Origin of the sequence: Kitasatospora sp. NPDC093806, assembly GCF_040683335.1 — a bacterium.
Lineage (GTDB): Bacteria > Actinomycetota > Actinomycetes > Streptomycetales > Streptomycetaceae > Kitasatospora.
The window spans coordinates 17,771-31,211 of sequence record NZ_JBFBDO010000096.1; the positions used below are offsets into that span (position 1 = coordinate 17,771).

The 13,441-nt window shown below is 71.5% G+C and carries 7 protein-coding genes; all 7 read right to left on the reverse strand.

Translation table 11 applies throughout. From position 1 onward, the window contains the following. Positions 1-6: 6 nt before the first annotated feature. Positions 7-948 (reverse strand): ABC transporter permease, encoded by a 942-nt coding sequence (locus AB0N76_RS31335; protein WP_363562905.1) that lies wholly within the window; start codon positions 946-948, stop codon positions 7-9. Continuing rightward, a complete protein-coding gene (locus AB0N76_RS31340; RefSeq protein ID WP_363562907.1) occupies positions 941-1,885 on the reverse strand; it encodes an ABC transporter permease in 945 nt (314 codons plus the stop codon). Before AB0N76_RS31340 ends, AB0N76_RS31335 begins: the two co-directional genes overlap by 8 nt. Before the next feature lie 89 nt (positions 1,886-1,974). After that, positions 1,975-3,609: an ABC transporter substrate-binding protein gene (locus AB0N76_RS31345; protein WP_363562909.1), complete on the reverse strand. Its 1,635-nt coding sequence runs from the start codon at positions 3,607-3,609 to the stop codon at positions 1,975-1,977. A 442-nt stretch (positions 3,610-4,051) separates the two neighbouring features. Further along, positions 4,052-5,956 carry a translational GTPase TypA gene (gene typA / locus AB0N76_RS31350; protein WP_363562911.1) on the reverse strand — a complete coding sequence of 635 codons (1,905 nt, stop codon included), beginning with the start codon at positions 5,954-5,956 and terminating at the stop codon, positions 4,052-4,054. A 224-nt stretch (positions 5,957-6,180) separates the two neighbouring features. Next, entirely contained in the window at positions 6,181-7,929 is a 1,749-nt protein-coding gene (locus AB0N76_RS31355; RefSeq protein WP_363562913.1) for an ABC transporter family substrate-binding protein, read from the reverse strand. A 102-nt stretch (positions 7,930-8,031) separates the two neighbouring features. Continuing rightward, a complete protein-coding gene (locus tag AB0N76_RS31360; protein WP_363562917.1) occupies positions 8,032-10,464 on the reverse strand; it encodes a SpoIIE family protein phosphatase in 2,433 nt (810 codons plus the stop codon). 451 nt (positions 10,465-10,915) lie between these two features. Then, positions 10,916-13,366, reverse strand: coding sequence for a SpoIIE family protein phosphatase (locus AB0N76_RS31365; protein ID WP_363562919.1), 2,451 nt, complete (start codon positions 13,364-13,366; stop codon positions 10,916-10,918). Between the last annotated feature and the right edge of the window lie 75 nt (positions 13,367-13,441).

Sequence of the window (13,441 nt, forward strand, 5' to 3'; positions counted from 1 at the left end):
CTTCTCTCAGCGGAGCTTCGGGTCGAGGGCGTCGCGGACCGCGTCGCCGAGCATGATGAAGGCCAGCACCGTGATGGACAGCGCGACCGACGGGAAGAGCAGGACGTGCGGCGCGTCCAGGAAGCGGACCGACGCGTCACTGATCATCAGGCCCCAGGAGATCTGCGGCGGCTGGACGCCGATGCCCAGGTAGGACAGGGCGGCCTCGGCACCGATGTAGACACCCAGGGAGATCGCGGAGACGACGATGACCGGCGCGATGGCGTTCGGCAGGATGTGCCGGAAGGTGATCCGGCCGGAGCCGGCGCCCAGGGCGCGGGCGGCCATCACGTAGTCGTTGTTCTTGTTGGCCAGCACCGAGGCGCGCATGATGCGGAAGATCTGCGGCCAGCCGAGGACGGCCATGACCAGCGAGACGCTGTAGGCGTTACCGGCCCACGGGATCATCGACATGATCAGCATGCCGCCGAGCAGCAGCGGGATCGAGAAGAAGATCTCGGTGAAGCGGGACAGGATCGAGTCGATGATCCCGCCCTTCCAGCCGGCCCAGAGGCCGAGCAGGGCGCCGACCACGGTGACCACCAGGGTGGTCACGACGCCGACGATGATCGAGTTGCGGGCGCCCCACACCGTCCGGGTGTAGACGTCGCAGCCCTGGACGTCGAAGCCGAACCAGTGCTCGGCGCTCGGGCGCTTCAGCGAGTCGGCCAGGTCGCAGGCGCTGTTGTCGAACGGGCTGCCGTCGGTGAACAGGCCCGGCGCGATCGAGATGACCAGCAGACAGAACACCAGCACGGCACCGATGATGAAGACCGGGTTGCGGCGCAGGTCGCGCATCGCGTCGGTCCAGAGGCTGGCGACGCGCTCCGGCTTCGCGGCCTTGACCTCGGCCTTGGGCTGGTTGTCCTCGGGCTGGGTCTCGGCGCCCTTGGTGATGGTGTCACTCATAGCGGATCCTCGGGTCGAGCACGGCGTACAGCAGGTCCACGAGCAGGGTGGTGACCAGGTAGATCAGCACCAGCAGCGTGACGACGCCGACGATGATCGTGCCCTGCTTCTGGTACACGGACTGGGCGAGCAGGCCGCCGATGCCGTGGATGTTGAAGATCTTCTCGGTGATGACCGCGCCGCCCATCAGACCGCCGAGGTCGGCACCGAGGAAGGTGACGATCGGGATCAGCGCGTTGCGCAGGGCGTGCCGGCCGACCACCCGACGGCGCTTCAGGCCCTTGGCGACCGCGGTGCGGACGTAGTCCGCGCGCATGGTCTCCATCAGGCTGGTGCGGGTGAGTCGGGCGACGTAGGCCAGCGACATCGAGGCCAGCACCAGGGCCGGGAGCAGGTAGGCGCGGAGCCCGTCCTCCTCGTTGAACGAGACCGAGAAGATCTCGATGCCGTAGTCGTTCTTCAGCTTGACGCCGAGCACCAGCTGGAGCACGAAGCCGGTGACGAAGACCGGGATCGAGATGACCAGCAGGGTGCTGATGAGGACCAGCTGGTCCAGGAACTTCCCCTTGCGCAGGGCCGCCATGACACCGGCCGCGACACCGATGACCGCTTCGAAGACGAAGGCCACCAGGGCGAGGTTCATCGTGTACGGGAACGCTTCGCCGATCATTTCGCTCACCGAGCGACCGGTCAGGCTCTCACCCAGGTCGCCCTGGAAGACACCGGTGATGTAGTCCCAGTACTGAACGATGAACGGGTCGTTCAGGTGGTACTTCGCGCGGATCATCTCCGCGACGATCGGGTCGGCTCGCTTCTCGCCGGCCAGCGCCTGCACCGGGTCACCGGGCAGCGAGAACACGACGAAATAGATCAGGAACGTCGCACCGATCAGAACAGGGATCGCCTGTATCAGTCGGCGGATCACATAGCGGCCCATCAGACCTCCACACTTTCGGACAAGGAAGGGAGGCGGGCGGAGCCGGACTGTGGTCCGGTCCACCCGCCCCCTATCGTGTGCGTCTCAGATCAGCCGGCGAGCTCGACCTCGTCCAGGTTCATGCGACCCTGGGCGTCGGTGTCGAAGTTCTTGATCTTCTTCGAGTACGCGGCGGAGGACATGTAGGTGTACACCGGGATGTACGGCAGGTCCTCGACCAGGACGTCATCGGCCTGCTGGTAGAGCTTCAGGCCCTCCTCGGCGGTCTTCGCCTGGTCGGCCTGGTCCAGCAGACCCTCGAACTTCTCGTTGACGTAGCCGCCGTAGTTCGAGCCGTTGTCGATCGCGACCTTGGAGAAGATCGGACGCAGGTAGTTCTCGGCCGACGGGTAGTCCATCGACCAGGCCATGCGGAAGGCGCCGGAGTACTGCTTGTCGCCCAGCGCGTCGAGGATCTTGCCGAACTTCTCGAACGGCTTGGTGGTGACCTCGATGCCCAGGTTCTTCTTCAGCTGGTTGGCGACGGCCTCGATCCACTCCTTGTGGCCACCATCGGCGTTGTAGCCGAGCTCGATGGTGTTGCCGGGAACGCCACCCACGCTGTCGAACAGCGCCTTGGCCTTGGCCGGGTCGTACTTCGCCGCGTCGCCCATGGCGCCCTTGCGGTAACCCGGGATCAGCGGGTTGATGAAGTCGTCGGCCGGGACGCGGGTGCCCGAGAAGATGGTCTTGGTGATCGCCTCGCGGTCGATCGCCATCGAGATCGCCTTGCGGATCTCCGGCTTGCCGTAGGTGGCCGGGTTGGTGGCGATCGGGAAGCCGATGTAGCCGACGCCGGACTCCGGCTTGTAGATGTAGCGGTCGCCGAACTCGCCCTTGACCGTGCCCATGGCCGAGATCGGGAGCTTGTCGGTGGCCTGGATGTTGTCGGCGCGCAGGTCGTTGTACGCCGTCTCCAGCTTGTCGTAGATCTTGAAGGTGACGCCCTGGAGCTTCGCCTTGCCGTCAGAGGCCGGGAAGTTCTCGTAGCGCTTGACCTTGATCTGCTGGTTGTGCTCCCACTTGCCGTCCATCTGGAACGGGCCGTTGCCGATGGGGGCCTCTTCGAAGGTCTTCTTGTCCTGGAAGAAGGCCTTCGGCAGCGGGTAGAACGCGTTGTAGCCCAGCATGGTCTTGAACTGGGAGAACGGGTTGCTCAGGGTGACCGTGAAGGTCTTGTCGTCGACGACCGTCAGGCCCTTGAGCTTGTCGGTGGTCGGCTTCTTGTCCTTGCCCGGGGCCAGGTCGGCGGAGCCGTCGATCTTGGCGAAGAAGGGCAGGCCCTCGGCCGCGTTGTCCTGGTTGGCGCCCCAGTTCCAGGCGTCCACGAAGGACTGGGCGGTGACCTTCTCACCGTTGTGGAAGGTGTAGCCGTCCTTCAGCTTGATCGTCCAGACCTTGCTGTCCGGGGACTCGATCGACTCGGCAACGCGCAGCTTCGGCTCGTTGGTCTTGTTGTCGTACTCGATCAGGCCGGCGAACAGTGCGCCCAGGACCTCGGCGCCCTCGGACTCCGCGGTGTTCTGCGGGATCAGACCGTGCTGCGGCTCACCGAGCTGAACGGCGATCGTGCCGCCGCCGGAGGCAGCCTTGTCGGTGCTCTTCGAGCTGGTGCTGCAAGCGGTCGCCGCGAGGGCGATCGCGGTCGCCGCGACGAGCCACTTGGTCTGGGTTGCACCACGCATGGGGGATGCCTCCTGAATTCGACTTTCCAACGAGGAGAACACCGCGGGCGGGTCTGACACCGGGTCCGCTGTGCCGTCCGCGCTCGTGGTTTCGGCGCGCACCCCTGCGCGTTAACCCTTGACCCGAGCCTGACTGCACCCACTATGTGTCACCGACGGACACGAAAGTGACCAATGCCGATCTCAATTAGGTCACATGAACGGTCGGTAAGTTTCGAAAATCGGACATATGAGACATACTCAGACAGGCATTAAACGGACAGTCGTCATGAATGACGGACTGTCACGTTCGCTCAGCGGACACTCGGCCGTGGTAAGCGCTATTCCGTTTATACGCGCGTCGACAGCGTTGAGTAGTTGAAAAAGTTCGCCCCCCTCTCCATCGGAAAGGGGGGCGACAGTTTCCGGCCAAAGCACGCCGGAAGGGCTCAGAGAGCCGGGATCACACCTTCTTGGCGCGCGAAGCGGTACGACCACGGTCCTTCTGGTCCAGGACGACCTTACGGATGCGAACCGTCTCCGGGGTCACCTCGATGCACTCGTCCTCGCGGCAGAACTCCAGCGACTGCTCCAGCGAGAGCTTGCGCGGCGGGACGATCGACTCGGCGACGTCGGCGTTCGCCGACCGCATGTTGGTGAGCTTCTTCTCCTTGGTGATGTTGACGTCCATGTCGTCGGCGCGCGAGTTCTCGCCGACGATCATGCCCTCGTACACCTCGGTGCCCGGGTCGCAGAAGAGCACGCCGCGCTCCTGCAGGTTGGTCATCGCGAAGGCGGTGACCACACCGGCCCGGTCGGCGACCAGCGAACCGTTGTTGCGGGTCGTCAGGTTGCCGAACCACGGCTCGTGGCCCTCGTGGATCGAGTGCGCGATGCCGGTGCCGCGGGTGTTGGTGAGGAACTCGGTCCGGAAGCCGATCAGGCCGCGGGACGGCACCACGAACTCCATCCGGACCCAGCCCGAGCCGTGGTTGGACATGTTGTCCATCCGGCCCTTGCGGACGCCCATGAGCTGGGTGACGGCGCCCATGTGCTCCTCGGGGACGTCGACGGTCAGACGCTCGACGGGCTCGTGCGTCTTGCCGTTGACCTCCTTGGTGACCACCTGCGGCTTGCCGACGGTCAGCTCGAAGCCCTCGCGGCGCATGGTCTCGATCAGGATGGCCAGCGCCAGCTCACCGCGGCCCTGCACCTCCCAGGCGTCCGGGCGCTCGGTGTCCAGGACGCGCAGCGAGACGTTACCGATCAGCTCGCGGTCCAGGCGGTCCTTCACCTGGCGGGCGGTGACCTTGCGGTCGACCCGGCCGGCGGACTTGGCGTCCGCGCCCTTGCCGCTGCCGCCCCGGCCGACCAGCGGCGAGGTGTTGGTGCCGATGGTCATCGAGATGGCCGGCTCGTCCACCGTGATCAGCGGCAGCGCGATCGGGTTCTCCGGGTCGGCCAGGGTCTCGCCGATCATGATGTCGGAGATGCCGGCGACGGCGCAGATGTCACCCGGGCCCGCCACCTCGGCCGGCTTGCGGGTGAGCGCCTCGGTCATCAGCAGCTCGGAGATGCGGACGTTCGAGATGCTGCCGTCGCGCTTGATCCAGGCCACCGTCTGGCCCTTGCGCAGCTCGCCCTGCTCGACCCGGAGGAGGGCGATGCGGCCGAGGAAGTTGTCGGCGTCGAGGTTGGTGACGTGGGCCTGGAGCGGCGCGTCCTGCTCGAAGGTCGGGGCCGGGACGTGCTCCAGGATGGTGGAGAAGAACGGCTCCAGGTTGTCGCTGTCCGCGGGGACGGTGCCGTTCTCCGGCTTGGTCAGCGAGGCGACGCCGTCACGGGCACAGGCGAAGACGATCGGGAACTCGATCTGGTCCTCGTCCGCGTCCAGGTCCAGGAACAGGTCGTAGGTCTCGTTGATGACCTCGTCGATCCGGGAGTCCGGGCGGTCCGTCTTGTTGATGCAGAGGATGACGGGCAGACGGGCGGTGAGCGCCTTGCGCAGCACGAAGCGGGTCTGCGGCAGCGGGCCCTCGGAGGCGTCGACCAGCAGGACGACCGCGTCCACCATCGACAGACCGCGCTCGACCTCGCCACCGAAGTCGGCGTGGCCCGGGGTGTCGATGATGTTGATGGTGATCGGCGCGCCACCGTCCTTCGGGTGGTACTTGACCGCGGTGTTCTTCGCGAGAATGGTGATGCCCTTCTCGCGCTCCAGGTCGTTCGAGTCCATCATCCGGTCGTCGAGCTGCTGGTGCGCGGCGAAGGCTCCGGCCTGCTTGAGCATGGCGTCGACCAGGGTGGTCTTGCCGTGGTCGACGTGGGCGACGATGGCGACGTTACGGATGTCATTGCGCGTGGGCATGCCTAGCAGATTCTCCCGGAATCGTGGGTTTCGGCGCCCGGCTGCGTGACGCGCACTTGCGATCCCTGTTGATCGCCGCCGCCCGTTCCGCCTGCTACTACCGGTCCACCCGCCGGGCAGGACATGCCACGGCTTCCTCCTATGGTACGGGGAACCGCCCAGCTCGGCCGAAACGGGCAGGTCGGGCGGGATCAAGATCACAGCCCGACCCCCGGCCGGACCCGCTAGCCGGCTGCCCAGCCGATGTCCTGGAAGCGCGGCCGGACGAAGCCCCAGACGCCCGCGCCGAGGACGCCCGAGCGCACCGCCAGCAGCTCCGGCCGCTGGAACAGCGGGACCGAGTGGCCCAGCTGCCAGATCCGCACGTCGGCCTCCCGGAGCAGCGTCCGGCGGGCGGCCGGGTCGGGTTCGGCGGCGGCGCGGTCGAAGAGCCGGTCGATCTCCTCGGTGCCGGCCCGGGCGTAGTTGTCACCGGCCGCCAGGGCGCCGTCCGGCCCCGGCCGGGGCTTGGCGTAGACCGGGCGCTGCTCGGCCGCCGGGCCGGGGCCGGCCGGCCAGGAGAACAGGGCGAGGTCGTAGTCGCCGGCGGCCAGGTGGTCCCGGACGAAGGTGTCCGCCGGGGCCTCGGTGACCCGGACGGCCACCCCGATCGCGCCGAGGTCGGCGGCCACCGCCTCGGCCGCCCGCCGGAGGGTCGCGGAGCCGGCCGGGACCAGCAGGGCGAGCGCCAGCTCGCGGCCGCCCCGGGCCCGGGTGCCGCCGTCCCGGCGCTTCCAGCCCGCGGTGTCGAGCATCCGGGCCGGGTCGGCGGTGCCGAGGGCGTCGGAGTCGTCCCGGTAGCCGGCCTGGTCGCCGGCGAGCAGGTGGTGGCCGAGCGGCGCGGCGGGCAGGCCGAACGGGGCGAGCGCGGCGTCGGCGGCGTGCCGCCGGTCGACGGCCCGGGCGAGGGCGCGGCGCAGCACCGGGTCGCCGAGCGGTTCGCGGGCGGCGTTGAGGGTCAGCTGGGTGAGGGCGGCGCCGGCCGCCCGGTGCAGGGTGACGCCGGGCAGGGCCTCGGCCCGGCGGACCTCCTCGGCGGCGGGGCCGGTGGCCCGGTCGACGGCGGCGGTGAGCGGGGCGAGGTCCAGCCGGTCCTGGGCCAGCGCCTCGGTGCGGCGCTCGGCCGGGACGGCGAGGAAGTCGATCCGGTCGGCCTTGGCCGGCTCGCCCCACCAGTACGGGTTGCGGACCAGAGCGGCCTTCCCGCCGGCCTTCCCGTCCGCCGGGTCGTACGCGGAGACCAGGAAGGGTCCGGCGGTGGGGTGGGCGGTGCCACCGGGCAGCGGCCGGTTGAAGGCGGCGGCGGTGGCGGTCTCGGCGGCCGGGTAGAGCGGGCCGAACAGAGCCCGCCAGTCGCCGTACGGCTGCCGGAAGGTGACCCGGACCTCGTGCGGGTCGGCGCCCTGGACGATGGAGTCGATCGCGGCGTACCCGGCCGGGCGGGCGGCGGTGTAGGCCGGGTCGAGGCCGGAGAGCGCGGCCCGCTGGGCGATGAAGTCGGCGGCGGAGAGCGGGGTGCCGTCGCTCCAGACAGCGCGCGGGTTGAGGCGGTAGGTGACCACCTGGGGCAGCTGCCCGGGCGGGGTGGCCTCGGCGGCGGTCAGGTAGTCGGGGTCGGCGGTCCACTCGCCGTGCGCGTCGGGCCGGAACAGCGCCGGGTAGAGGGCGTGCGCGAGCAGCGCGGAGTCGGCGGTGGCGGCGGGCTGGTAGACGTTCAGGGTGGCCGGGACGGTGTCGACCGCCCAGCGCAGGGTGCCGCCGTCGCGGACGGCGGCCCGGTCGACGGGGCGGACGTCGCCGGTGACGACGGCGGGCACCGGCGGCGCGGCGGGCGCCTGGGCGGTGCGGGCCGGGGCGGGGCCGCCGAGGCAGCCGGCCGTGGCACCGAGGGTGAGCAGCAGCCCGGCGGCTGCGACGGGGAGGCGGGCGCGCATGGCGGCCATCGAACGCCGCCACCCCGGGCCGGGAGCCGCCGACACGGCGGCCCGCCGGGCGATGCACCCGTTTGGTGGACGCCCGGAAGGCCCCGCCCCTGGCTACAGCCCCAGCTCGAACCAGACGATCTTGCCCTTGGGCGTCCGCCGGCTGCCCCAGCGTTCGGCGAGCAGGCTGACCAGCTGGAGCCCGCGCCCGCCCTCGTCGGTCTCGTGGGCGCGCCGCTGCCGGGGCTGGGCGTAGCCGTCGTCCCAGACCTCGCAGACCATGGTCCGGTCGCGCAGCAGCCGCAGCCGGATCTCGCCCCGGCCGTGCCGCAGCGCGTTCGTGACGAGCTCGCTGACCAGCAGTTCGGTGGTGTCGACCAGGTCGTCCAGGCCGCGGGCGAGCAGCCAGCTGCAGGCGGCCTCGCGGGCCTTGGCGACGGAGGTCGGCTCGGGCGGCAGGAACCACTGCCCGACCGCGTCCTCCGGGAAGGCGTGCACCTTGGCCATCAGCAGCGCGATGTCGTCCTCCCCGTGGTGCGGGTTGAGCTCGCCGAGGACGTGGTCGCAGAGGTCCTCCAGGCCCTTGCCCTCGGCGGAGAGCGCGACCCGGAAGGCGCGCAGCCCCTCGTCCAGCTGGTGCTTGCGGCTCTCCACCAGGCCGTCGGTGTAGAGCCCGAGGACGGCGCCGTCCGGGAGGGTCAGCTCGACCTCCTCGAAGGGCTCGCCGCCGACGCCGAGCGGCAGCCCGGGCGGGACGTCCAGCATCCGGGCCGGCTCGCCGGGGCCGAGCAGGACGGGCGGCAGGTGGCCGGCGTTGGCGAAGGTGCAGCGCCGGGTGACGGCGTCGTAGACCGCGTAGACGCAGGTGGCGAGGTAGACCTCGCGGGCCTCCTCGTCGGCGGTGGAGGTGAGCCGCCCGTACTGGGAACGCGGGCCGGCCGGCGCGGTGTCGTCGCCGAGGCCGCGGGCGATCTCGTCGAGCGCGGCGAGCACCTCGCCGGGTTCGAGGTCGAGCATGGCCAGGGTGCGGACGGCGGTGCGCAGCTGGCCCATGGCGACGGCGGCGCGCAGGCCGCGGCCCATGACGTCGCCGATGACCAGGGCGGTGCGGTTGCCGGGCAGCGGGATGACGTCGAACCAGTCGCCGCCGACCTCGGTGTTGTTGTTGCTGGGCAGGTAGCGGCAGGCGATCTCCAGGCCGCTGGCCACCGGGTTGCCCGGGGGCAGCAGGCTGCGCTGGAGGATCAGCGCGCGCTCGTGCTCGCGGCGGTAGAGCCGGGCGTTGTCGATGCAGACGGCGGCGCGGGCGACGAGTTCCTCGGCGATGGCGACGTCGCGGGCGTCGAAGGGCTCGCTGCCGATCGCCCGGGACAGCTGGACCAGGCCGAGCACCTGGTCGCGGGCGACCAGCGGGACGATCAGGGTGGAGCGCAGCAGCGGGTCCGGGCCGGGCTCGGGGACGACGCTGCGGCCGGTGCGCAGCGCCCGGGCGTGCGGGGAGCGGCGCGGGTAGCAGAGGGTGCCGCCGGCCTCGGCGATCGGCAGGCCGGTGACCGAGCCGAGCACCGAGGAGGCGCCGCCGACCACGCTGGAGACGGCGACCCGGCGCAGTTCGCCGCTGCCGTCGGTGAGCACGGTGTCGCCGAGCCGGCCGGCGCTGGGCACGGTCTCGCCGGAGAGCAGCGCGGTGTAGAGGTCGACGGTGGCGAGGTCGCAGAACGGCGGGACGACGACGTCCAGCAGTTCCTTGGCGGTGGTCTCCAGGTCGAGGGTGGAGCCGATGTGGGCGCTGGCCTCGTTGAGCAGGGCGAGGTTGCGGCGGACGCCGTCGGCCTCGCGCTCGGCGACGTGCCGGCTGGTGACGTCGGAGACCTGGCCGGCCACCCCGGTCGGCTGGCCGGCCGAGCCGTTGAGGCGGTAGAGCGAGACGGCCCAGAGCCGGTTGCCCTCGCGGGTCGGGACGGCGGCGTGGAAGCGCAGGTCGAAGACGGGCTCGCCGCTGGCGAGGACCTTGCGCAGGGCGGCGGTGAGCCGGTCGGCCTCGGAGCCGGGGAACAGGTCGTGCGGGGTGAGGCCCTCCAGGTCGGTGGGGGCGAGGCCCATCCCGGAGGCGAAGGCGTCGTTGACCCGCTGGAGGCGGAGCCGGTCGTCGAACAGGATGAAGCCGGTCGGGGTCTGCCCGAAGACGGCCTCGGAGGCGGCGAGGTCGGTCTCGATCCGGCGGAGCCGGCCGAGGTCGACGGCGAGACAGGTGGCGCCGGCGGTGGGCAGCGCGCTGTCCGGCATCAGGTAGAGCTCGGCGAGGCCCTCGCCGCCGTCGGCGGCCCGGTACGGGGTGGTGCCGACCCACTCCTCGCCGGCCAGGGTCCGTTCCAGCCGGGTGCGGCCGCGCTGCCAGAGCTCGCGCGGCACGAAGGTGGTGACCGGGTCGGCGCCGACCGCCTCGGCGGCGGGGACGCCGAAGAAGTCGGCGGCGCGCTCGCTCCACTGGCTGATCCGGCCGTCGGGGCCGATCGCGAAGGTGGCGACCCGGATGTAGTCGTAGATCGAGCCCGGATCCCCGGCACCCCAGTGCCGCTCCTCGGGCGCCGGGCGGGCGGCCCGGGCCGGGGCGGACAGGTGGTGGGCGGCGGCGGGCACGTGTTGGGCGCCGGCCTGCCCGGGTACAGCGGCATGACCGCTGCTGCTCGGCGCGTTACGCGCCGGGGTGCTGTTCAACGGACCGACCCCTCCAAACCCGCGACCGTCCGGATGTCGAGAAGACCGAGTATTCATCATCGAGGGGTACGTTCACACGCCCTCAACATCACAACATCAGATCGGGCGAAGGTTTTTGTCCTACCGCCCGCGCCACCACAATGCCACGCTCGCGCCCCCTGCCGGGGCGCGCGCTCCCCCTGGCCTCCAGGTGGCATATGCAGCACCGTTTCTCCTCGCGGTCTTCACGGCGTCCGTCCGACGGTCCGCCCGGTCTTCTGCTCCTCGTCCCGGCCGGCGGCTATCCGACGTCCGGCCCGACTCCCCGAGTACCCGGCAGCGCCTGTTCGAACCAGACGACCTTGCCCATCCCCTCGGCCCGGGCCCCCCAGTGCAGCGCCAGCCGGCGGACCAGCTCCAGGCCCCGGCCGCCCTCGTCGGCCTCGGCGGCGTGCCGCTCGCGCGGCGGGTCCGGCAGCGGGTCGGAGATCTCCACCAGCAGCGTCTCGCCGAGCGTCAGCCGCACCCCGATCGGCGCGCTCGCGTACCGGACGGCGTTCGTGACCAGCTCGCTGACCAGCAGTTCGGCGGTGTCGGTGAGCTCCTCGACGCCCCACTCGACCAGCGTCGCACGGACCAGCCGGCGGGCCCGGGAGACGGCGGTCGGCTCGGCCGGCAGGGTCCAGCCGGCCGTCGGGGTGCCGGCCTGCCCGTGGCCGAGCCGGGCCAGCAGCAGCGCCACGTCGTCCGGCTCGCGGCCCTGCTCCATGGTGTCCAGCACCGCCTCGCAGGCCGCCTGGATCGAGGCGTAGGGCTGTTCGAGCACCGTGAGCAGCCGGCCCAGGCCCACGTCGAGGTCCTTGTCCCGGGACTCCACCAGGCCGTCGGTGCACAGCGCCAGCAGGCTGCCCTCGGGGATCTTCAGTTCGACCGACTCGAACGGGACGCCGCCGACCCCGAGCGGGGCGCCGGAGGGCAGCTCCAGGATCCGCCCGGCGCCGCCGGGCAGCGGGCCGCCGGTGCGGGTCGGCCCGTCGGCCTCCTCCCCCGGCACCACCAGCACCGGCGGGATGTGGCCGGCCTTGGCGGCGGTCAGGGTCGCGGTCGCCGGGTCGAACACCGCGTACACGCAGGTGGCGAGCAGCGCCTCGTCCGGCCCCTGGGCCAGGTCGTCGGCCAGCTCGTGGACGTGCCGCAGCAGCACGTCCGGCGGCAGGTCGAGGGCGGCCAGCACCCGGACGGCGGTGCGCAGCCGGCCCATCGTCGCGGCGGCCCGCAGGCCGTGGCCCATCACGTCCCCGACCACCAGCGCGGTCCGGTCGCCGGGCAGCGGGATGACGTCGAACCAGTCGCCGCCGACCTCGGTGCCGCTGCTGCCCGGCACGTACCGGTAGGCGACCTCGACGCCGGTGGGCTGCGGCACCTGCTGCGGTAGCAGGGTGCGCTGGAGGGTGAGGGCGGCGGTGCGCTCGCGGGCGTAGAGGCGGGCGTTGTCCAGTGAGGAGCCGGCCCGGTCGGCCAGCTCGACGGTGAACGCCAGGTCGTCCCGGTCGAAGCCCTCCCGGTAGCCGGCCCGGCTGACCAGCAGCAGGCCGATCACGATGCCGCGCGCCCGCAGCGGCACCACCAGCACCGAGTGCACGCCCAGGTCGTGCGCCGCCTGCATCTTCGGGTCGCCCGGGTAGGTGACGTCGCCCAGCTGCTCGGCGCCGGAGAGCAGCTCGGGGACGCCGGTGCGCAGCACCCGGCCGCAGGCGGAGTCCTCGGCGAAGGTGATCCGGGCGCCGCGCCGCAGCATCACCTCCACCTCGGGGCCGTCCTGGACGGAGGCGGTGCCGAGCTGGAGCAGCGAGGTCCGGCGGTCGTGGCCGTGCCGGGGCAGGTCGTCACCGTGCGCGACGGCCTGGAGCAGGATCACCGCGGCGTGGTCGGTCAGCCGGGGCACCACCGCGCTGGCCAGTTCCTGCGCGATCCGCGAGGCGTCCAGCAGGTCACCGACCCGGGAGCCGAACTCGTTGAGGAGCGAGAGGCGGCGCCGGGCGTGCTCGACCTTGGCCACCGCCCGGTAACGCTCGGTCACGTCCATCACGGTGCCGGAGATGCCGAGGACCCGGCCGGAGCGGTCGGTCATCCGGCTGTAGGAGATCGAGCGGTAGCCGGCCCGGGCGGTCACCGGCGAGGCGAGGGTGACGTCGATGACCGGCTCGCCGGTGGCCAGCACCTGGCGCTGGATCGTGGTGATCTCGTCGGCCGCGCGCTCCGGCAGGGTCTCGCCGGTGGTCCGGCCGACGTGGTCCTCCAGCGCGACGCCGTTCATGTCGGCGAGGGTCTGGTTGACGGCGGTGTAGCGCAGGTCGGTGTCCAGGATCGCGATGCCCAGCGGGGACTGCTCGAACAGCGCGTCGCGGACCGCGAGGTCGCGCTCGACCGCCCGGACGGCCGCCGCCTCGGCCAGGTTGACCTGGAGGAACGGGGTGCCGTCGCCGTCCACCAGGAGCGAGATCCGGGCGTCGAGCAGGACCGCCACGCCCTCCCGGTCGCGCAGCTCGGCCGGGCCGGACCAGCGGCCGTGCCGCAGGGTGTCCTGGATCGCGGCGCGGATCCGGGCCACCTGGTCCTCATCCGGGATCAGCTCGTCGATCCGGCGGCCGACCAGCAGCTCGTTGGGCCAGCCGAGCAGTTCCTCGGCCGCCGGGCTCCAGAGCACCACCCGGCCGGCGGTGTCCAGGATGGCGATGGCCACCTTCACCACGTCGAAGAGGCTGCCCTCGGGCCGGTCGCCGGGGCCGGCGGGGGCGCTGCCGGGGCCGGTGCGGGGGGCCGGCTG

Excerpts from the sequence above, each read along its gene's own strand:
- AB0N76_RS31335 (WP_363562905.1), bottom strand. The coding sequence starts at position 948 with ATGAGTGACACCATCACCAAGGGCGCCGAGACCCAGCCCGAGGACAAC.
- AB0N76_RS31340 (WP_363562907.1), bottom strand. The coding sequence starts at position 1,885 with ATGGGCCGCTATGTGATCCGCCGACTGATACAGGCGATCCCTGTTCTG.
- AB0N76_RS31345 (WP_363562909.1), bottom strand. The coding sequence starts at position 3,609 with ATGCGTGGTGCAACCCAGACCAAGTGGCTCGTCGCGGCGACCGCGATC.
- typA (WP_363562911.1), bottom strand. The coding sequence starts at position 5,956 with ATGCCCACGCGCAATGACATCCGTAACGTCGCCATCGTCGCCCACGTC.
- AB0N76_RS31355 (WP_363562913.1), bottom strand. The coding sequence starts at position 7,929 with ATGCGCGCCCGCCTCCCCGTCGCAGCCGCCGGGCTGCTGCTCACCCTC.